Consider the following 20340-nt stretch of genomic DNA (forward strand, 5'->3'; position numbering starts at 1 on the left):
TTTCTCACAACACGTCACTAGATTGCGTGGCACAATCGCTATCCGCCGCAGGACTGGTGAAAATTAGCCACGCTGCTCCATGTTAGTGACCAGAGGCAGATCAACTTTCCCAGCTGTGTCGGTGGTCTTGGCTGGGGAGATTTTTCCCAGCCTAGCCCACGGGGCAACCTTTGAGACCGCTCCTTAGGCTCAAAGTTGAGGTGGAAGCCCGCCCTTCGGCTGGAACCGACCCCATAGCAGGGAAGGTTGAATCTGCCGTCGGGAACGACACTCTCCACACGGCAGAATTGCACTAGTCCGGAGGCGCAGAATTTTAAGCCATAAAAAATAGCACCTGGGAAAAAATTCCCAAGCGCTATTCGTTTAACTATTTAGAATTTAGCTGGTAAGACGCTGACACCTTCTGGGACCATGAAGTCCTTTTGGGCCAACGTTAACTTACCACTCTCAGCGTCGCGACTGAATAACGAAGCGTTGTCGGAGTTTTGGTTAACGACTAACAGTAAGCTTTGGTCTGACGTCCAGTTGAAGTCCCGTGGGAAGTCACCTTCCGTGGAGATTCGTTGAACCAGCGTCAACGTACCATCATCAGCGGTGGCGAAGACGGCCAGGGAGTTGTTCCCGCGGTTTGAGACGTAAATGAACCGCCCGTCCTGGCTCATGCGAATGGCTGCGGCACCGTTGTGCGTGGTCCAGTCGGCTGGAATCGTGGAGATGATACTCTTCACAGCCAATTTGCCGGTGGTAGCGTCGTAGCTTAACGTGGCTACGTTGCTGCTTAATTCGCCAACGAGGTAAGCGACACCCTTTTTGTCATCGAAGACGATGTGCCGTGGGCCGTAGCCGGCTGGCATGTCGAGTTGACTGACGGGAGATAATTTGCCATCATCAGAAACGTCGTATACGTAAACCTTGTCGGACCCTAAGTCACAAACGACTAAACGGTTGTCCGGCGTCAGGTCAGCGAAATGCGGATGAGGACCGTCAGCTTGTTCGGGCGCTGGACCAACGGGATCTTGGTCAACGACTCTATCCGTTTCCTTCAACGTCCCGTCAGTGGCGATGGCGTAGACCGTCACAGCGGCCGTGTGGTAATTGGCCGTGTAGACCAACTGCCGAGCTTCATCAACTGATACATAGGCTGGTGAGGCGCCCAATTCCAAGACCTGTTGAATGGCCCGTGGCTTTTCTTCAGATACATCATAGATGATCAACCCACCGTGGGTCGTGCCATCCGTTTCTTTTTTGTTGATGACGTACAGGCGCTTAGCTGCAGCCTTTGCGATGTAAGTCGGGCTCCCAGCTGATGCTAACCATTCGCAGTCCATTAACTTAGGCGCTGCGGTGTCTACGGTTACCCGGTAAATCCCACGACTAATGCGCTTGGTATAAGTTCCAATGTAAAAATCTTCCGTCATGTGTGCTGCCCCTTTCAACTTGCCAATATCACTCTTAAGTATAGCACAGCTGGCAGACAAAGGCCGGTGAAGTCATTTTACCTTGGGCAGTCACCCCGGTAGTTGCCAAATATCTCTGAAACTTAGTTGCAACCGCCCCCTGAGATTAGTATGATGTAATATAACCACTCGCTTAAAGAATAAGTCGTTTGACGGTCGGCTCACACTGACCAGAACCCCTTATCCCTAAGCCAATGTCCGTACCTACAGAATGACTGCCAAGAAAGGACTCACCGCACATGTCTAGTTTCGAAGGGTATCATCCCCTTTTGACACCGCAATTTCGTTTCGACTGGCTCACCCAATTCAACTTAAAAAATGTGGCGGATCTCACCGCTAACGACCTGGGGGCCACTGCCGACTGGGTCAACGCCACCATGCACGACACCATGGACCGTTCCGCGCTCACCTGGGGCATCGAACGGCGCCGGACCCACAAACTCATTGCCTGGGGCGGCTTCAGTGACCTCGACCTGACCGCTCACACCGGTAAAATTGGCTTCAACGGCAAGCGCGTACCGGTCAACGAACAACAGGAAATCGTTGACCGGCTGGTTCATTTCGGCCACGAAGAACTCCAACTGACGGACATGACCCTGACCAGCGCCGGTAAATTAGACGATGCCGTACTGGCCGCTGCTGGCTTCGTACAAGCAGACGGCCAGTGGCGCTGGACGTTCCGCCGCTAAAAATAAGTGTAAACAAAAGCCCATTTCTACGCGAAATGGGCTTTTTTCTTATTTCGAGGCAAAAACTAATAATCCCGTGCCACCAGTGGTGCCCGTTGGCGTGCCAATCTTACCGGCAATCTGCCACCGTTGTAGGTCTTTTTGCTGTTGGGCAGTCAACTGCCCATCCACCGCCTGCTTGACCGCGGCCGCGTTGGTCGGGTCGCTCACATGGAACCTCACCAGGTAAAGGGCACTGTAGCTGGCGTTGTTAGCGGTCAACAGCTGATCAAAGTCATCTTCGGCACTAGTAATCTGCTCCGTCAAAATGGGCTGATTGTCCGCTGAGGCAAAGACCTGATTAACCACGGCCATCAGGTCACTGTCGTAGGCCGCATGTGGGAACAACTTCATCAAACTGATGTCGGTTGGTTGTAGCCCGGCCGTCTTGGTGGCCGTTGCCCAGTTCATCGTCGAAGTCGTTGCCGCTGCGGGCGTGCTGGCTGCGGACTTCAAGTAGCCGCGCCAGATCCACCCACCGTGCTGGCCATCGGCGCTGTTCACGTGATAGTAAATTAAGTATTTCCCGGTAGCCACGTCGTACAGCTTTTCATGGGCATTCGTGTACCACGTCACATCTGGCAGACTGCTGTTGTACCCATACCAGGTGCCCAAATGCTTGGAGTACCGACTCCCCTTTACGGCGGTCAGCGCGTGCCGCTTCATGCTAGCACGCCAAACCAACCGAACGGACTTGGACCGACTGGCCGAATACTGCGACTTAGCTGAAGCCGTAACCGTCCCCAGGCCGCCAACTAAACTGACACCGACGCCTAACGCAATGATTCCCTTAACAAATTGTTTCATGTTCAAACCTCCCCGATTCTCCTTTTAGTTTAGGTGGGAAACGAGTTAAAGTCTACTGGAATTTTTCAATCGTTGCGCAAAATTAAGCAATCCCCGTACGTAAAGAGGTAGCCACCAGAGCCAGAAATGGTCCCTTGAGATAGACTTTCACCGTCAGTTACTGCCGCTGCGAGTGAGGACAAAATAATTCGGTGAAACTTCCAACAATAAAAGAGCCCTGCCTATTGGCAAGACTCCGTTTAGTCATTCCTAAGTTCACGAGCTGAAGATTGAAAACTAAATACCTAAAGACTTGAAAAGGTCTTCTTTGTTGCGAATAGTTGTTAATTTTGCAGTTTCATTAACAACATCATCAATTTCCTTTTGGATTTCAGGACGTATGTCAGGCTGCACCCGCGTGAACGTAGATTGGTCATCCATTTGTTTCTGTTCTCTAGTAGCAAATAAGAATCTAGCAGAAGCTATTCGATTTCGATCCAGTGTTTTTAATGCTCCAAATCCTTTTACAGCTTTAGCTTTCTGTGAGACATGTAATGCCATAATTGATTTCATTTTTGGTTTCATGAGTACTCCCTCTCACACAGATTCATTCTAAACTCCCAGCAGGTCAATAGACATGCAAGTCACCATTCAAACCCGTGTCAGCCGCAGGGCTGGGAAAACTGGATCGATCGTGGCAGTGACCCGGGGCGCATCTCTCAAGTTCACAGACCTACCAGAGCAACACCCCAGTTACTCGTAAGTCACCGGGTTAAACCCACGTCAGCCGCAGGGCTGGTGAAAATGGGCTAAGCCGTGGGAGTTGCCTTAGCGGTTTACCGCTTAGGCAACTGCTATCTTTGAAACGTGGTCTTCGGCTCAAAGTAAGTTCGAAGACCGCTTCTCAGGCTTCGGACGTGCGCCCACAGCGTCACGGCCCATTTTCACCAGTCCGGAGGCGATGGTAAGACGTTTAGTTTAATCCTCGGTGACGCGCTGGTTTAGTTCTTCGGCGATGCTGAACGACTCGCTGTAATAAGCGTCGTGCACGCCCAGGTAGTAACACCCCAGGCTTCCCAACGCCACTACCACAAAGTCCAACGGATATGGCAACCAGCCAACACCGCCAAACTCATGGCTTCCAACCAACGACATAATCGTCAGCCAAATCATTTCGGCCAACAACCACCGACTCCCTTTGAGACTCGCGCGTAACGCCCGCCAGCCAGCCGGTTGCCGGACTTCGTAATACACGTAGAACACCAGGCCCAACGCAATCACGCCGAAGACCTCAATCGTCGTCGGCCACTTGGCCCAGTAGATGGCCAGACTGGCTAAAATGTAAGCCAGCGGTGCCCACCAATGTAGGCCTTGCAGGCGAAATGGTCGGACAAACTTTTTGCCTTGATGCCGCAGCGCTGCCACCGTGACCGGTCCCGTCAGATAAGCAATCAACGTGGACGTGGAGATGACATTTGATAAAGCACTCCAGTTCCGGAAGCCCGCGACCAGCACGACGCCCAGAAACATGTCGACAATCATCGCCCGCCGTGGCGTTTGGTATTTCCGATTGATTTCACCCAACCGCGTCGGCATGTGCTTGGTCCCCGTCATCGCGGCCAGCGCCCGACTCGTGGTAGCCACGAACGAGACCCCGGTCCCAAATGGCGAGACGAAGGCGTCCAGGTACAGCAACGTCGACAGCCAGCCCAGATTCAAGAGAATGGCCAGGTCGGCGAATGGTGACTGGAAGTTGACCCCTTGCCAGCCGTGTGCCAGGTTGCCAGCGGGGACGGCGCCAATGAAGGCCACCTGCAGCATCGTGTAGATGACGGTGCTAATCCCAAAGGCAATCACGATGCCCCAGAGAATATTGCGCTCCGGATGCTCGATTTCATTGCCCATATTAATGGTCGTTTGAAAGGCATTGTAGGAGAAAATAATCCCTGCGGCGGTCGTGGCCGAGAAAATCGACGCACTGCCCCCCGGCATGAAGCCCGCTGTCTGGCTGAAATTGTGGGGATCAAACCCAGTCCAAATCAGCACGATAATCGTCAGCGTGGGAATCAGTAATTTAAAGATTGAAATGAAACTGGTAAAACGTGTCAGTAATTTGACTGACCAAAAGTTTAGCAACGTAAAGGCTAGGATAAACAAAAAGACAATGACTAACCCTTCGTTGGTGATATTGCCATTTTTCAAAAATCCCCGGGTCCAGTTGGCCCATGACCACGGCCAGGACGCCATGTACTGTACGGCCGCCACGGCCTCAATCGGGATAATGGTTAAGAGTGACAACCAGTTCGCCCATCCGGCAACGAACCCCAACAAGGGCCCGTGGGAGAAGGCCGCGTACTGGCTCATCCCCCCGCTGGTCGGAAACATGGTCCCCAACTCGATATAATTCAGGGCAATCAGGCCAATGACCACGGCCCCTAAAATCCATGATAAGACTGCGGCCGGACCGGCAATCTGGGCGGCCATCCCCGCTCCAAACAGCCAACCCGAGCCAATGATGGCACTCAGCGTTAACATGACTAGCGAAAACAAACTCATCTTGCGCTTCAAGCCAAATTCCTCACTTTCAAAAAAAAAAATTACTCAAAACAGTGATCGGTAGCCGGTCGCACTGACCAACCCCCAAAACTACTTCTGATATGTTCGACTTATTTTACACTTGCTATCTGGCATTGCAATAAGAAAGTGCAAAGTCTTTGCTTAGAAGGCGCTGACCCATATCTCATGACAAAACCAAAACAGGCAGCAGACATATCTCCAAAGAATAGTCGCACTGCCTGTCGTTAGTTATAAGTAAAATAGCTTGTCTCATAAAGATAGATAACTCTTGGTAATAATCTTCCCAGTCAGCCAGTGTCACACAATCGATCAGCTAACGGGTTAAACCCGTGTCAACCACAGGGCTGGGAAAACCGGACCGTTCGTGGAAGTGACCAGAGGCGAGCCAAGGTGCCCGGCTGTGTCGATGGTCTTAGCTGAGGTTTCTCACTCATCTTAGAGCATGGGACAATCTTTGAGACCGCCCCTCAGGCTCAAAGTTGAGGTGGAAGCCCGCCCTCCGGCTGGAACCGGCCCCACAGCAAGGCGCCTTGAGCGCGCCGCCGGGAACGGACTCCACCACGACCATCTCAATTCCATCAAACCAAAGGAAAGTCAGCTCAACGGGTTAAATCCATGTCAGCCGCAGGGCTGGTGAAAATGGGCTAAGCCGTGGGAGTTGCCTTAGCGGGTCTCCCGCTTAGGCAACTGCTATCTTTGAGACGTGAACTTCGGCTCAAAGTAAGTCCGAAGACCGCTTCTCAGGCTTCGGACTTGCGCCCACAGCGTCACGGCCCAGTTTTCACCAGCCCGGAGGCGAAGTAAACACGCCAGTTCAACCCGTTTAGAAGAATTGGCCGACGTAGTAGTGGATAAACATCGTGATGATTCCCACGATTAAATTCCGAATAATAGCCGTCTTAACCAGCCCATGCCCCAGCTTAGCGCTCAGGAACCCAGTCAACGTCACCGAAATCAGCACGGCCACGATGGTTGCGGGCCACTGCGTCGCGGCTGGGAAGAGGGTCATGGCCGCCAAGGGGAAGATGCCCCCCAGACTAGCCGCAAATAATGAAGAGAACGCGGCATCCCACGGGTTCATGTAATGGCCCAGTTGGATGTCATCCTTCACGTTGACCACCGTCTTCAACGCGTCCTTGGCCATCAAGTCTTGGGCAATCGCTAGCGACGTTTTCGCAGACACGCCGCGGTCTTCATAAAACTGTTGCACGGCCGCCTGCTGATCGTTGTAGTTTGATTTTAACAGCGCCGCTTCCTTAGCGACCGCGGCTTTTTCTGTATCCTTTTGCGTGCTGACCGAGGCGTATTCGCCGGACGCCATGGAAAACGCACAGGCTAACAGGTCCGACAGCCCGGCGATAAAAATAGTGAACTGGTTCGTCGTCGCTGCCGCCACACTGAACAGCACCCCAACGACGGTCAGAATCCCATCGTTTGAGCCTAAGACGCCGGCCCGTAAGGTGTTTAATTTTTCATCCATGGTCAGCTGTTTCTTTTGCTTCTTCGTTTTCAATTCTTGATTCGCAACCATTGTGTATATCCTCCCTTATGCCTGACGCTTACGCAAATAACCGGCCAATGCCGTACGTGACTAACATGGTTAAGATCCCCGCAATCACGTTTCGGGCGGTCCCGTTACGCCGGTTGGCATTTCCCAAAACCGCCGCCACGTAACCGGTAATCGATAACGCCACCACCACGGCTAGGAAGGTCCCAATGATCCGCCAATTCTTTGGTAATAAACTGATAGAGACTAGCGGCAAAATCGAACCGGTCGGAAATGAAATCATTGACGCAATGGCCGCAGAAAATGGATTGGTGTACTCCCCGACGTTAAAGCCAAACCGTTCCCGCACGGTCGTCTTGACTGGGTCATCTGCCATCATTTCCTTAGTCGCCTGTTCCGCCAACTCTGGCTGAATGCCGCTGGCCAGGTATTTATCCCGGACAAACCCGTACTCGCCCTCATAGTCTTCATCCAACGCCACCGTCTGCGTTTCAATCGCTTTGCGTTGCGCATCCTTTTGCGTGTTGACCGAGACGTACTCACCCATGGCCATCGACACCGTCCCGGCAATCATGCCGGCAATCCCAGAAATAAAGATGGCATAACTGCTGGTCGCCGCGCCGGCCACCCCCACAACAATCCCAGCTACTGACAGGATGCCATCATTGGCGCCCATGACGCTCGCCCGTAACACGTTGATCCGTTGCGCCAAGGTTGCTGGCTTCTTTGCTTTCTTCATCGTATCCGCCCCCAGATAGTTTTTAACACTCATGTTTCATTTTAACACTAGCAGAAATAAAAGTTCGGGATAACTAACACTTTCTGCTAGATTAGAATCGTTATTAACTGTAGCCAAAATCCATTGTACTCACCTGACTAGGAAATGTAAACTTAAATTGGCCATTTTCTTAAAATAAATGCGATTGATTCTAAATAAGGCGTTTTACTGGAACTCCTGGCTAAATGTGGTTTAATAGAGTCAAACTAGATTGATTCCAAAAAAGGATTTACTGTTTCTATGGAAGATGGTTATAATGGTCAGGTCGAGTTTTTTTCGGGGTGGACACGCCCCCGACCTGCCTAACTGGCTCATCATATATAAGGAGGGACTACCCTTGGCTGGTCAGCAACAGCTTTTAACGCACGCACTACAAACTTTAAAAGAACACCACGTCCGGGTCACCCCGCAGCGGCAGGTCATCTTGACCTACCTCGTGACTCATCACAATCACCCGTCCGTCGACACGATTTTCAGTGCCCTGGCGACCGAGCTACCCAACCTTAGCATGGCGACCGTCTACAACACCTTAAACCTATTGGTGGACTTGGGCATCGTCATTGAATTGCCCAACGACAACGGGGGGATTCGCTACGATTTCTACGGGCGGCCCCACTACCACGTCATCTGTGAAAACTGTGGCAAGATTACCGACGTCTTCACACCTGACTTTTCTAAAATTGAAAACGAACTGAATCAACAGGCCAGCGAGCAGACCGGCTACCTCGTGACGAGTAATCATGTGGAAGTTTACGGGTTGTGCCCCGAGTGCCAGCAGAAACTTCACATCGATCCGCAACGCCAGACCTGGGCGCAACAGAAATAGGTCTTGTCCTTGTGTTTGGGGTTCGTTCCCGGCGGTGGGCTCAAACTGCCCTGCTGTGGGGAACGACTGCGGCCTGTGGTGCGGGCTTCCACCTCAACTTTGAGCCACAAATCGGTCTCAAAGGTTGCCCCATGGGCTAGGCTGAGAAAGAACCTCAGCCAAGGCCACCGACACAGCTGGGCAGTTTGGCCCACCTCTGGTCACTGACACTGGCCATACCATTTCTGTTGTGCTCGGTGTCGTGTGACCCTCCTCTAGTTGGAATGAATTCAATTTGATTCGATTCCATTCTATACAAGATTAAAACAACTTATACACTTACTGATGACCACTTGGCCCAGGCGACACTGCCTAGGCTTTTTCTTTGGTCGACCGCTTAGTTAGAGTGCTACGGCGCCTAGGGTTAGCTGATTTTTAGTGCCTACCTTTGGCTTGTTAGCCCTTCCAACCGTTGGCCTTCCTAATTTTCACAATCCTTTTCATAGAAAGTGCCCGCAGGCCCGGCGTGGCAATGTTACAGCCACATTACAGGTGACGCTAAGTTTTAATCTATTTGCAAACACCCCGAACAAACGCCGTCACCGTCGATATAAGCCGCGTAATATTACGCATAAAGCCCCGTCTGACGGTTGTCGTGGCCACTGATAATGTATATAGTTGATAACGAATATTAAGCAATAACGACTGAGCAACCGGGGAAACCGGTTGTCATAAAAAATAACGACGAAAGATTTGAGGGATGATCACGGTGAAAATGCATAAAATCGTTTTAACTGCACTGGCTACTCTGGGAGCCGCCGGCGTTTTAGGCTTGTCTACCACGACAGCATCTGCTAGTTCTAAGGTCAATAGTTACATTAGTAGTGAGAAAATCACACCAGCTAAGGTAACCAAGTCCATCTGGAGCGGCTTTCCAAAGAACAAGTACCGTCACGGCAAGGCTAAGCCTGAAGGGGTCGTGATTCACGAAACGGCCAATCCTTCTTCAACGATTTACAACGAAATTGCCTACATGAAGCGTAACTACAACAACGCCTTCGTGCACAGTTTCGTTGATGGCTCCCGGATCATCAACATCGCCAACACCGACTACTTAGCTTGGGGTGTTGGGTTCCCTGGGAACGCCCGCTTCGTCCAATTTGAACAGGTCGAAGTTCACAGTAAGTCTGCCTTTGCCCATGAAGTTTCCAACGCGGCTTGGTATACGGCTTACCTCTTAAACGAATACAACTTGAAACCAAACGATGCCGCTTACGATGGTAAGGGGACGGTCTGGTCACATGGTTCAGTTGCCAAACATCTTGGTGGCTCCACCCATACCGACCCGGTTGGCTACTACGCTAGCGCCGGTAGCAAGTACTTCGGTCAAAAGTACACCATGGCAATGTTCTACGAAATGGTTCAGAAATACTATAACGCCATGAACGTTAAACACACCAAGTTGGTGAGTGCTAAATATACTTCAGTGAACAAACAAGCGAAGTTAAGCAGCAAGTACAAGAAGTTTAACCTCTACAATCACGTGAAGAACGTCAGCAAGAACGCCAAGCGTCAAAAGTGGTCCAAGATTTCCCCTAAGGTTGGGAAGACCTACTACATCGACATGCAGGCTAAGAAGAGTACCGGTCAAACCTGGTACCGCATCAGAACTTCTAAGAACACCAAGAGCAAGACCCGCTACTGGGTTTACTCCGAAAATCTGACTGGCGTGAAGAACGTGCCAGCTACGACGACAACCAGCTCAAGCTCCAGTGCCAGTTCCGAAAGCACGGTGCCAACTTCCGCTGCTTCTAGTACCGGTGCCAGCACGACTGAAACTAGCAGTGCTAGCAGCAGTAACTAATTAAACGTGACATCCCTGAACGGTCCCCCTTCATTGGCGGGACCGTTTTTTTTGCGTTGCATGGTCTGCTGGATCTGTTCGTTCCCGGCGGTGGGCTCAAACTGCCCTGCTGTGGGGTCGGTTCCAGCCTGTGGAGCGGGCTTCCACCTCAACTTTGAGCCACAAACCGGTCTCAAAGGTTGCCCCGTGGGCTAGGCTGAGAAAGAACCTCAGCCAAGGCCACCGACACAGCTGAGCAGTTTGGCCCACCTCTGGTCACTGACACTGATCACGCAAACAAAACAGTCCTAGCCCTTTCAAGTCCGTTGCGAACTGTACCGACTACCGCCAATTCTCATTTTTTCTATTTACGCTTCCAGCCTTTGTCAGTTTTAAGCTCCCCTGTCACCTTAAACAAACCTTACCGAAAACTTGCCCCCGTCTTAAGACCTCCTTGCTACAATATCCTTATTAAACCATTGGGGAGGAAACATATATGGTTACTTCAAAATTTCGGATAGGAAAATTCATCCTGCTTAGTAGTCTCGTGACTTGTTTAGGCGCTGTAAACTCATACACGCCAGCATCGGCCGCTGACCAGTCTGCTGTCAGTACTCTTCGTCAACAGGCCAAGACCCATCGCAAACTCCAGAATCTCCGTGACAAATTGGGCACCCTGCAGAAAGTCGTGACCGACGATCGACACATCGCCTACCGCCTCGACAAAAAAGTTCGTGGCTACTACGAGCTAACGGACCGTGAGAAACACACGTCCATCTTGGGTGACTTGGCATCAGAAGAGCACGCACACCGCTACAATTTTATGGCCGTTCGAACCTATTATGGGAGTAAGCAGACCCTCGTCGCCGTGCGGATGTACGACCTATACGACACGTATAAGCCGCTCAGTCAGGCCCCCGCCCCGACGCAACTAGCAGTCTATGATTTTGACTACGAACCCATCACCGGGTACGTCCCCATCCAAGCGCTTCACGAGGTCCAACCCGTCGTTCACCGGAAAAAATTAGCCAACGTGCCCTATTACCTCAATATGTTTGACGGCTACCACATGGCGAACACCTACAAAATGACGGTCATGCGGGTCTGGAACGCCATTCCCGGTAGTCAGCCCAACGTCACCAGCAATGACGTGAGTCCCTACATGTACCAACAACTTTATGCCACCCGCGAAGCCACCAATAACCAAGGACGCACGTACCTGTACCTGCACAACAAAAAGGGGCCAATTGGTTGGGTGCGCAAAAGCCACCAACTTTCTCAGGGTAAATACATCAGCCCTGTCACCCGCCTCCTACACGTCCAACAGCACGAACGCCTAACCCGGCAGATTCAACCGTTGGCCACGCGACATGGCTATCACCTGTCCCAACGCGTCTACAACGTTTACGACCGTTACGGCCGGCTGACACGCAGTCTGGCGATGAGCTATCTCTTTTACCCCAACCTGTTCATCATCAAAAATAATCGGGTGGTCACCGCAAAGTTCTATGACCACTATTATCACGTCGTCAAAAGTGTGCACAACGCCAAGGGCTTAAAGAGCGTCACGGTCAATCCTAAGCCAGGGACCTTGGATTATTGGGACGACAACTCGCGCTACGCCGCCTTTAATGACAAAAACTCGGATGAACTATACTATCTAGAAGACGGCTTGGAGGACCCCGAATCGACCTACGGGACCATTTCCGTTTCCCACTCTGGTTACGCCGTCATGAAGAGTTCGGGCATGGCATCCTTGGAATAGACACGAAAAGACCTGCACCGGATCAACGTCCAGTGCAGGCCTTTTGACTGCCTATTTAGAAGTATCCTTGGCCGCCCGTTTCCGTTGACCGGCCACGGCACGGGTCATGACCCACGTCGTGATGGGCACGGTCAGAATCACGCTGACCATGGCAAAGAGAATCATCAAGATTTCAGAGACAAATATTTTATCGTTTAAGATTTCACCCACCGAGTAGTGAACCCCGGTGAACCAGATGAACAAGGCCAGGAAACCGCCGAAGAAACCGAAGAACAACGTATTAAACGTGGTCCCGATGATTTGCTTGCCCACGGCGATACCATCTCCCAGCAAGGCCTTTAAAGCGACCTGCGGGTGTTGCTCAAGGATTTCACTGAGCCCGGCTGAAATGGCCATGGCTGCCTCGGCAATGGCCCCCAGCGTGCTGAGAATGGCTGTGGCGGTGGTTACCTGCACAAAGTTCACCCCGACCAAGACGGAGAGGCCTTCCAGGTCTTCACTGTCCTCGGGGCCGAATCCCTGGACCAGTGCCCAGTGTTCGACCGGCACAATCAAAATGATCAGCATGACCAGCACCACGGCCGACGCGATGAAGGCCACCGTGCTGGAGAGATCGTCGCCACTGCTCATGAAGATGGTCAGTGCCAGCACCAGCATCCCCACGACCAGCGTGACGATCAATGGTGAAAATTGAAAGGCCACCAAGACAATGGCCAAGTACAACAGGCCGAAGTTTAAAATCAGTGCCAGAAACGACTGGGCCCCGGCCTTGCCACCGACGAGGACCATCAAAATCAAGAGGACGAGCCCCAAAACACTAATCGTACTCATGCGGTCACCTTCTTTGCCATGAACCGGCTAGCCAAGAAGCTCGCTAGCGGTACCGCCAAGACGATGCCAATCCCACTGATCAAGCTTTGGACGACGCCCATCGACATGTTCATCGAGAAGGTGTAGCCCCAGCTGTTGCCATTTTTCAGGTACAGCATCGCCATCGGGAAGGTATCGGCCACGAAAATGAAGAAGAGCACGTTGATCAGTGGCCCCATGATGGTACTGCCGATTTGCCGACCCGATTTAAAAATCTGCGTTGCCGACAGCTCCGGGCGCTCCCGTTTCAACGCGAAGAGCGACGAGATAATGTCGGTTGACTCGTCCATCACGGCCCCCAAGGACCCCAGCAAGGTCTCGGCCAGAAATAGTGGCCGTGGCAATTGGGTCACGTACTGCATGGACTCGTAGTACATCCCCTTTTCGTGGGTGAAATGGAAGACCAACAACGCCGTCACCAACGCCAAGGCCGTGCCCCCCAGTGTGGTCGCCAGGGTGATCAGCATTTGCCGGTTGGCCCCCAGCACCAGCCACAGGGTCAGCGTCGCAAATACCACGGAGAGGCTGCCGAAGATCCACAGCACCTGTGCCCCCTGCGTTGAACCATTTAACAGAATCGCAATCAGGAAGAGGACCCCGTTCGCCGCCACGCTCAGAAAGGCCATGAACCCGCTGAACTGCATAATCAATAGAAGTAACCCGACGACCAGCCAGATCATGAAGACTAACGGTGCGTCACGCTTTACATCCTTGGCACTCGCCGTCAAATGAGTCGCGCTGTGGGCATGGACCACCACGAAGAGTTGGCTGCCGACGTGGTAGCGTTGATCCATGGCGCCCGACTGAGAATACGTGTTGGTCACGGTCAGCCGTTGCCCCTTATAAGTACCGTTTAAAATTTTGCCGTGCAGCGTCTGCTTGGTTTGGCGGTCAACGTTGTGGAAGTCATCCGTCTCCTTGGTCGCCGCCCCCGTGTCAACGCTGGTCACCTGCATAATGGGGTCGCTGTAAATGGCCGCATCGTGTTGGGTGCCCCAGACCAGCAGGCCACCGACCAAAATGGCCAGGACCCAGGTCCACCAACGTCCCTTTTTCGTTTTAAAAAATTGCATGTTGCCCGTCCCTTTCTCACCGCATTTGCCGCGTTGAACCCAATATACCACTTTCTGACAGGTTGAATTGGCTTCCCGGAAAATTTTAACAAAATCACAGCAACCCGCGTTCTGTCAAGGCTCCAGAGTGGTCGAACCCAGCTAAATCCCGTGAAAGCCTTGCATTTTCGAATAAAAACCAGTACACTTACAGTCGATTGTTATTTTAATTAAGCGAGGGTTTTTACAATGAGAAAAGCACATCCAAATGGCGTACAAGGCCGCCGCAAGGTTAACCGTAAAAAGGACCGTAAGCGCCGCGACGAAATTTCTGACTTACAACGTTGGTTAAAGAACAAAAAGTAAGCTGGACGCCAATACCATAGAACGCACTGACAATTTATAATTGTTGGTGCGTTTTATTTTGCTTTCAGATAATTTTCCTCCCTATTCAGACAGAACGAAAGGTAAAAGAAAAAGTCTGGGATTAATTCCCAGACTTCACGATTGTCATTTAATTGGTGTTATCTACTCTACCTGGCTAACTGCCAGCCAATCCTACAGGTCATCATCACTAACGAAGAATCTAACCCCATCAGTAACAGCCACCCACCAAGTAAGCGGGCTGAGCCAGTGTCAGCCGCAGGGCTGGGAAAACTGGGCCGGTCGTGGAAGTGACCAGAGGCGAGCCAAGGTGCCCGGCTGTGTCGGTGACCTTGGCTGGAGTTCTTTTCCAGCCTAGTTCACGGGGCAACCTTTGAGACCGCTTCTCAGGCTCAAAGTTGAGGTGGAAGCCCGCCCTTTGGCTGGAGCCGACCCCACAGCAGGGCGCCTTGAGCGCGCCGCCGGGAACGGACGCGACCAGGCCCAGTTTTCACCAGCCCGGAGGCGCGGATAACACCAAGAATAAAAGCCCGGTTACTTGGTCATGTAGATGTAGAGGTGGTCCGTTGAGAAACCAGTGTTGAACCGCACGCCATTCGACCGAATCGTCTTAGTCGTCGTGGACGAGCTGTTCTTCTTAGCATCCTTCAGAACCTTTTCAAACTTGTTGATGACGTACTTCGGCTTGGCCTTCAGCGTCGTCCCCAACAAGGCAAACGTGGTCCCAAACTGCTTCTGACCGTCCTTGGTCTTCATCTGCTTGGTTGGCACGATCAGCGCTAAGCCCATCAGCTTGCCGTCCTGCACGTTGCCCCGCACCGTCACGTCCTTGGTGTCGATGAGGTTTTGCACGCCATCCTTGGCCGTGGTTGGCAACAGGTCGTCCTTGGCCTGCTTCTTAGCCGTAGCCATCTGTGCCTGTAATTGCTTGGCGGCAGCTTGTTGCTGCTTAGCAGCGGCTGCGGCGGCCATTGGGTCGGTCTTGGCTAAGGCTGCCAACTTTTTCTTAGTCGCTGCTTGGGTCTTTTGCGCCTGTTGTAATTGCTTTTGGACCTTCTTTGGCAAATGGGTCCCAATCACCATCTGGTTGTAAGTGGCCGCTAACTTCTTGTAGTTGCCTAAGGCCGTGACCGACTTGACCGTCACCGTCTTCTTGGCGTTGCCCGCCGTCAGCTTGACCGTCTGTTGCTTGGCCGCTGCTGGCACTTGGAAGAAGTAGGTCCCGCCGTTCACTTTGACGCTGTGCTTGGCCCCACCATCAACCTGGTAGTTCACGGTCTTGGTCTTGGCGTCACCCTTAATCACCGCGGTCAAAGCCGTTGGGTGGTAACTGGTCTTGTTCGTGGTCAGTGCGTTACTCGAGCAGCCGGCAAGGGTCAAGGCTAACAACCCAACGGCGCCCAACAAAAACTTTTTCATATTTTTCCATCCCTCAATGATTAATATCCGTTTACTGGCACCGGCCATCGGTTGCACCGCTACACATATACTTGGTTTATCTTACCACATTCTTTCACACTATGGGGCAAACTTTATACGGGACATTTCCATTTAATGACGCACTGATTTTGCGAGCCAGTAATCCCCCGCTGCCACTGATTTACCCCATCAAAAAAGTCCACCAACTCTGAAATGAGCCGTGAACTTCAATAATAGCAAGAGACTTTTAAACTGAATTAGTCGACAACCAAGACACTCGTGTCTGAATTGTGAACGACATAGCTAGTGGTGGACCCCATGATGGCGCGCCCAAAGCCGTGAACCCCGGAACGGCCGATGACCGTCAGTGAGGTGTGTAGTTCAGCTGGCAATGTCTTGGCAATCGTGGGTTTTGGCAGGCCTACTCGGAAAGAAGTTTCGACCGGCACGCCCTGTGCTTCCACTTCCGCAACCGCACTCTCCAAGAATTTTGAAGCCGCGTCCTTGAAATGGGTCACGATTTCACTACCGAATTCCGCGCCGTAGTGGGCATAGGTCTGATCGCTGGCGACGGAAACGATGAACAATTTAGAACCCAGCTCCTTGGCTAATTTGGTGGCCTCAATCAGTGCGGCGTGCGCATTTTTGCTACCGTCCATTGGTACTAAGATCCGTTCATACATAATATCCCGTCCTTTCCATAGTAAACCATCCATGTGGTATCGTTTCTACAGTTTTATCATAACAATTAAACGGCTGACGTGGAAGCGTTTTACCCTTTTTTTCACGAGATTTTTAGGGTACGCGCTGAAATGTTAGGCAATTCTCATTTCCCGGCAAAATTCCGCGCTTTCCCGCAAAGGTTACTTACCTTTTGTCCTTAGAATACAAGCTGAATTATCTTAACTACCCTCCGCGAGCGCAATCATTTTCATCCCCACTCTTCAGGCCGCATAATAACGGTATGCTGAGTTAGTGAAGAAGAACGGTCATTTTGCGCGATAACTTTGCTGAAGCAGCAATTCGTTTTGGGGGAGGATTTAATCATGAAAAACGAAGATAGAGTATTCGAGACGTTTCTACGGCAATATCGGTCAATCTTTCGGGTGTTGATCAATGCGGCCGAGCAGATTACCAGTCAGTATTCAGTGAGTTTCGAACAATATTTACTGTTGAAACAGATTCATGAACAACGCAACATTACGTTGAGTGAACTGGCGGATTCCACCCGGACCACCCGTTCCGCTGCTGCTCGGAAGTTACGGGCTTTACTGTTAGATGGCTTCGTGGAACAAGAAGCCAAGATGGACGATCGGCGGGTCAAGTACCTGCGCCTGACCGCCAAGGGGGCTAACGTAGAGCATGACATCCGGCAAGCCTTTCTGCAGAGCGCCACGACCTGGGAAGAGATTCCTAGCGACCTGACCGGCGAAGACATTAACCAGTTCTTTACGCAGTATCAACAGAACATTGCGATTTGGGACCGGACGCGGCCTAAGTTCCGGCGCCCCGTTCTCCGCGCCAAGAAACCTGCTGCTGGCAACGACTAACGGTCTGGTTATGCTGTGTGTGGGCAGCGCCTTCGGGCTGGTGAAAATGGGCCGTGGCGCTGTGGGCGCACGTCTGGAGCCGAAAGGCGGTCTCCAGACTTACTTTGAGCCGCTGAGAAACGCGTCTCAAAGATAGCAGTTGCCTAAGCGGGAAACCCGCTAAGGCAACTCCCACGGCTGAGCCCATTTTCACCAGCCCTACGGCTTACACTTGTTTAACCCGAGTTAGTCGTTGGCATCAGCTATTGTCAGTTGATTTTCTGCTTTGGGTGTTTTCCATTTTTACTCTGGTTGCACCTCGACTAAGATCATCGACAGATTAGTGTTCCTGACTCGTGATTCTGGGGGCAACTAAGATTTAACCCAAACCACTGGTACCGCCAACAATCTCCGGAACACTAATTGGCGTTAGTCATTTTCCACCTAGCCCTTTTCGGCTACTGACATTTTCACCGTAATGGTTTCAAACTTCGACTATTTTCACCCACTGACAGGTTTCATCGTTGGTTCGTTTTACACCCAGTTTTGCTTAAGTCTGGGAGCCCATTTATCGCTCTCAGGCTTATTTTTATGGTCTTTCCGGGACATTATGAGAAAATCATGATAAAAAAGTTTCCTTTTACCCGTGAAAGGGTTAACCTGTTCTTAACAAATAGTTTTAAGGAGGATTTCTGTATGCGACTTGATAATTATTCGTCCAACCAAACCCTGCCAACCATGGCTAGTGGCTTCCCGGTGGATACAGCTAAACTGACCGACGACCTGTACGATGCGGTCAACGGCAAATGGGCCGAACAGGCGACCATTCCTGGGGACCACTCCTCGACTGGTGGCTTCATGGACCTGGTCGACAACATTGAACACACCCTGATGAGCGACTTCGACGACCTGTTGGCTGGCAAGCTCACCCCGGCTAACCCTGAGATGGCTGAGTTCAAGAAGCTATACACCTTGGCCCTGGATGCCGACCGTCGCAACAAAGACGGCGTAACGCCCCTCAAGCCTTACCTGGCTAAAATTGAAGGCCTGAAAGACCTCGCTGACCTGAACGCCCACCTGGTTGAATGGTTCCAAACCGACCTGCCAACCCCCGTCGACATCAGTGTTGAAGCCGACATGAAGGACACCAGCAACTACGCCCTTTATTTGGACGCCCCAAGCCTGATTCTCCCTGATAAAACTTACTACGAAAAGGATAACCCCGCCGCTAAGCAATTGATGCCCGTCTTCACGACGACCGCCGTCAAGGTCTTAGTTTTGGCTGGTTACGCTGAAGACCGGGCCAAGGAAATCGTGGAACAAGCGAAGGCCTTCGATGCACAGATTGCGCCACACGTGAAGTCCGCAGAAGAATCTGCCGACTACGTTAAGATGTACAACCCCTTCCCACTGGCCGACGTGGATGCCAAGATTGACAACCTCGATTTGACCAGCACCATCAAGGGCTTGATCAACGACGTGCCTGCCCAAGTCATCCTGCCACAACCCACCTACTTTGATGCCGTTAACGACCTTTTGACGCCAGCCAACTTTGATAACTTAAAGAGCTGGATGCTGGTCAACACGGTTCTTGGCGCCACGGGTGCTTTGACCGAGGACTTCCGCCAAGTCGGTGGCACTTACCGTCGGGCCCTGTCCGGTCAAAAGGAAGCGCGCTCACCTAAGAAGGCCGCCTACTACCTGGCAACCGGTACGTTTGGCCAAGTCGTCGGTGACTACTACGGTCGCAAGTACTTTGGTGAAGCTGCCAAGGCCGACGTCCGTGAAATGGTCCTGAAGATGGCGCGCGTTTACCAAAACCGGCTCAAGTCAAACGACTGGCTGAGCACCGCCACCAGCGAAAAAGCCATCGTCAAGCTGCAGAAGTTAACCATCAAGGTCGGCTACCCAGACGAAATCGACCCACTTTACAGCAAGTTTACGATCGACGAAAACGCCTCACTCTTTGAAAACTTACAAAACATTACCGAAATCATCATCAAGAATCACTTTGGCCACTGGGGTCAACCCGTTGACCGGAAGCGTTGGGACATGAGCGCCAACACCGTCAACGCCTACTACTCCCCATCGAACAACGAAATCGTCTTCCCCGCTGCTATCCTGCAGAAGCCATTCTACAGTTTGGACCAACCAAGCAGCGCGAACTACGGCGGTATCGGGGCCGTCATTGCCCATGAAATTTCTCACGCGTTCGATAACAACGGTTCACAATTCGATGAATTTGGGAACCTGAACAACTGGTGGACCGACCAAGACTTAGCCCACTTCAAGGACTTGGCCCAAGCCATGATCGATGAGTTTGACGGCATCGAATTCGCTGGCCAAAAGGTCAACGGGAAGCTGACCGTCTCCGAAAACATCGCCGACGCCGGCGGACTGAGCTGTGCCTTAGAGGCCGCCAAGTCTTCCAGCGAAATCGACCTGAAGGCGTTCTTCATCAACTGGGCCAACGTTTGGCGGATGAAGGCCACGACTGAATACATGCAACTGTTGCTGTCAATCGACGTCCATGCCCCAGCTAAACTGCGGGCCAACGTCCAGGTCAAGAACCTCGACGACTTCTTCAAGACCTTCGACGTCAAGCCAACGGACAACATGTACCTGGCACCAGACAAGCGGGTTAAGATCTGGTAAGACTAGTCCCTGTCAGCGCCTGCCGGGCGGTCAAAATAGGACCGGTCCGCTGTGGAAGGCCGGTCGAAGCCAAAGAGCGGTCTTCAACCTTGCTTTGAGCCGCCAAGAACGCGTCTCAAAGTCACCATTTTCTGAGTGGTTTGCTCAGAAAATCCCACGGCTAGGCCTATTTTGACCGCCCTCTC

At 51.9% G+C, this 20340-nt stretch carries 16 protein-coding genes; 6 read left to right on the top strand and 10 right to left on the bottom strand.

Annotation, left to right across the window (positions count from 1 at the left end; translation table 11 throughout):
• Nucleotides 1–371: 371 nt before the first annotated feature.
• Nucleotides 372–1418: a lactonase family protein gene (locus tag JUF22_RS02890; RefSeq protein ID WP_203643084.1), complete on the bottom strand. Its 1047-nt coding sequence runs from the start codon at nucleotides 1416–1418 to the stop codon at nucleotides 372–374.
• A 278-nt stretch (nucleotides 1419–1696) separates the two neighbouring features.
• Between JUF22_RS02890 and JUF22_RS02895 the strand changes: the two genes are divergently transcribed.
• Entirely contained in the window at nucleotides 1697–2146 is a 450-nt protein-coding gene (locus tag JUF22_RS02895) for a GNAT family N-acetyltransferase (RefSeq protein ID WP_203643085.1), read from the top strand.
• A gap of 48 nt (nucleotides 2147–2194) precedes the next feature.
• Here JUF22_RS02895 and JUF22_RS13760 read toward each other — a convergent pair whose 3' ends face one another.
• The 5 genes from JUF22_RS13760 to JUF22_RS02920 form a co-directional block, all read right to left on the bottom strand.
• Nucleotides 2195–2992 carry a hypothetical protein gene (locus JUF22_RS13760; protein WP_236000696.1) on the bottom strand — a complete coding sequence of 266 codons (798 nt, stop codon included), beginning with the start codon at nucleotides 2990–2992 and terminating at the stop codon, nucleotides 2195–2197.
• Between the two features lie 276 nt (nucleotides 2993–3268).
• Nucleotides 3269–3556: a hypothetical protein gene (locus tag JUF22_RS02905; RefSeq protein WP_203643087.1), complete on the bottom strand. Its 288-nt coding sequence runs from the start codon at nucleotides 3554–3556 to the stop codon at nucleotides 3269–3271.
• A gap of 393 nt (nucleotides 3557–3949) precedes the next feature.
• Entirely contained in the window at nucleotides 3950–5539 is a 1590-nt protein-coding gene (locus tag JUF22_RS02910) for an APC family permease (RefSeq protein ID WP_373306101.1), read from the bottom strand.
• An 832-nt stretch (nucleotides 5540–6371) separates the two neighbouring features.
• Nucleotides 6372–7079, bottom strand: coding sequence for a VIT1/CCC1 transporter family protein (locus JUF22_RS02915; protein WP_203643089.1), 708 nt, complete (start codon nucleotides 7077–7079; stop codon nucleotides 6372–6374).
• A 28-nt stretch (nucleotides 7080–7107) separates the two neighbouring features.
• Nucleotides 7108–7794, bottom strand: coding sequence for a VIT1/CCC1 transporter family protein (locus JUF22_RS02920; protein WP_203643091.1), 687 nt, complete (start codon nucleotides 7792–7794; stop codon nucleotides 7108–7110).
• 376 nt (nucleotides 7795–8170) lie between these two features.
• On the opposite strand from JUF22_RS02920, the gene JUF22_RS02925 reads away from it, so the two are divergent.
• The 3 genes from JUF22_RS02925 to JUF22_RS02935 all read left to right on the top strand — a co-directional run bounded on the left by JUF22_RS02925 (nucleotide 8171) and on the right by JUF22_RS02935 (nucleotide 12246).
• Complete coding sequence (locus JUF22_RS02925) at nucleotides 8171–8659, top strand: Fur family transcriptional regulator (RefSeq protein WP_225418118.1); 489 nt, start codon at nucleotides 8171–8173, stop codon at nucleotides 8657–8659.
• 754 nt (nucleotides 8660–9413) lie between these two features.
• Nucleotides 9414–10502 carry a peptidoglycan recognition protein family protein gene (locus JUF22_RS02930; RefSeq protein ID WP_203643116.1) on the top strand — a complete coding sequence of 363 codons (1089 nt, stop codon included), beginning with the start codon at nucleotides 9414–9416 and terminating at the stop codon, nucleotides 10500–10502.
• A 475-nt stretch (nucleotides 10503–10977) separates the two neighbouring features.
• On the top strand, nucleotides 10978–12246 hold the full coding sequence (locus JUF22_RS02935; protein WP_203643119.1) for an SH3-like domain-containing protein: 1269 nt from the start codon (nucleotides 10978–10980) through the stop codon (nucleotides 12244–12246).
• A gap of 51 nt (nucleotides 12247–12297) precedes the next feature.
• Here JUF22_RS02935 and JUF22_RS02940 read toward each other — a convergent pair whose 3' ends face one another.
• From JUF22_RS02940 to JUF22_RS02955, 4 genes are all read right to left on the bottom strand, one after another.
• Entirely contained in the window at nucleotides 12298–13077 is a 780-nt protein-coding gene (locus JUF22_RS02940) for a YibE/F family protein (protein ID WP_203643122.1), read from the bottom strand.
• Nucleotides 13074–14189, bottom strand: coding sequence for a YibE/F family protein (locus JUF22_RS02945; protein WP_203643125.1), 1116 nt, complete (start codon nucleotides 14187–14189; stop codon nucleotides 13074–13076). The genes JUF22_RS02940 and JUF22_RS02945 overlap by 4 nt, the downstream gene beginning before the upstream one ends.
• Nucleotides 14190–15086: 897 nt before the next feature.
• The gene (locus tag JUF22_RS02950) at nucleotides 15087–15971 is read right to left on the bottom strand and encodes a hypothetical protein (RefSeq protein ID WP_203643127.1); all 885 of its coding nucleotides are present in this window, start codon (nucleotides 15969–15971) and stop codon (nucleotides 15087–15089) included.
• Nucleotides 15972–16228: 257 nt separating this feature from the next.
• Nucleotides 16229–16687: a universal stress protein gene (locus tag JUF22_RS02955; protein ID WP_308439783.1), complete on the bottom strand. Its 459-nt coding sequence runs from the start codon at nucleotides 16685–16687 to the stop codon at nucleotides 16229–16231.
• A 330-nt stretch (nucleotides 16688–17017) separates the two neighbouring features.
• Here JUF22_RS02955 and JUF22_RS02960 point away from each other — a divergent pair, with 330 nt between their 5' ends.
• Together JUF22_RS02960 and JUF22_RS02965 are read left to right on the top strand one after the other, a co-directional pair.
• Nucleotides 17018–17521, top strand: coding sequence for a MarR family winged helix-turn-helix transcriptional regulator (locus JUF22_RS02960; protein WP_203637796.1), 504 nt, complete (start codon nucleotides 17018–17020; stop codon nucleotides 17519–17521).
• 675 nt (nucleotides 17522–18196) lie between these two features.
• Nucleotides 18197–20155, top strand: coding sequence for a M13 family metallopeptidase (locus JUF22_RS02965; RefSeq protein WP_373306102.1), 1959 nt, complete (start codon nucleotides 18197–18199; stop codon nucleotides 20153–20155).
• Nucleotides 20156–20340: the final 185 nt, after the last annotated feature.

It is taken from the genome of Levilactobacillus lanxiensis, from assembly GCF_016861655.1.
GTDB classification, from domain to species: Bacteria; Bacillota; Bacilli; order Lactobacillales; family Lactobacillaceae; genus Levilactobacillus; species Levilactobacillus lanxiensis.

Coding starts and splice junctions, on each gene's coding strand:
- JUF22_RS02890 (WP_203643084.1), bottom strand. CDS start 1,418: ATGACGGAAGATTTTTACATTGGAACTTATACCAAGCGCATTAGTCGT.
- JUF22_RS02895 (WP_203643085.1), top strand. CDS start 1,697: ATGTCTAGTTTCGAAGGGTATCATCCCCTTTTGACACCGCAATTTCGT.
- JUF22_RS13760 (WP_236000696.1), bottom strand. CDS start 2,992: ATGAAACAATTTGTTAAGGGAATCATTGCGTTAGGCGTCGGTGTCAGT.
- JUF22_RS02905 (WP_203643087.1), bottom strand. CDS start 3,556: ATGAAACCAAAAATGAAATCAATTATGGCATTACATGTCTCACAGAAA.
- JUF22_RS02915 (WP_203643089.1), bottom strand. CDS start 7,079: ATGGTTGCGAATCAAGAATTGAAAACGAAGAAGCAAAAGAAACAGCTG.
- JUF22_RS02920 (WP_203643091.1), bottom strand. CDS start 7,794: ATGAAGAAAGCAAAGAAGCCAGCAACCTTGGCGCAACGGATCAACGTG.
- JUF22_RS02930 (WP_203643116.1), top strand. CDS start 9,414: ATGCATAAAATCGTTTTAACTGCACTGGCTACTCTGGGAGCCGCCGGC.
- JUF22_RS02935 (WP_203643119.1), top strand. CDS start 10,978: ATGGTTACTTCAAAATTTCGGATAGGAAAATTCATCCTGCTTAGTAGT.
- JUF22_RS02940 (WP_203643122.1), bottom strand. CDS start 13,077: ATGAGTACGATTAGTGTTTTGGGGCTCGTCCTCTTGATTTTGATGGTC.
- JUF22_RS02945 (WP_203643125.1), bottom strand. CDS start 14,189: ATGCAATTTTTTAAAACGAAAAAGGGACGTTGGTGGACCTGGGTCCTG.
- JUF22_RS02950 (WP_203643127.1), bottom strand. CDS start 15,971: ATGAAAAAGTTTTTGTTGGGCGCCGTTGGGTTGTTAGCCTTGACCCTT.
- JUF22_RS02955 (WP_308439783.1), bottom strand. CDS start 16,687: ATGGATGGTTTACTATGGAAAGGACGGGATATTATGTATGAACGGATC.
- JUF22_RS02960 (WP_203637796.1), top strand. CDS start 17,018: ATGAAAAACGAAGATAGAGTATTCGAGACGTTTCTACGGCAATATCGG.
- JUF22_RS02965 (WP_373306102.1), top strand. CDS start 18,197: ATGCGACTTGATAATTATTCGTCCAACCAAACCCTGCCAACCATGGCT.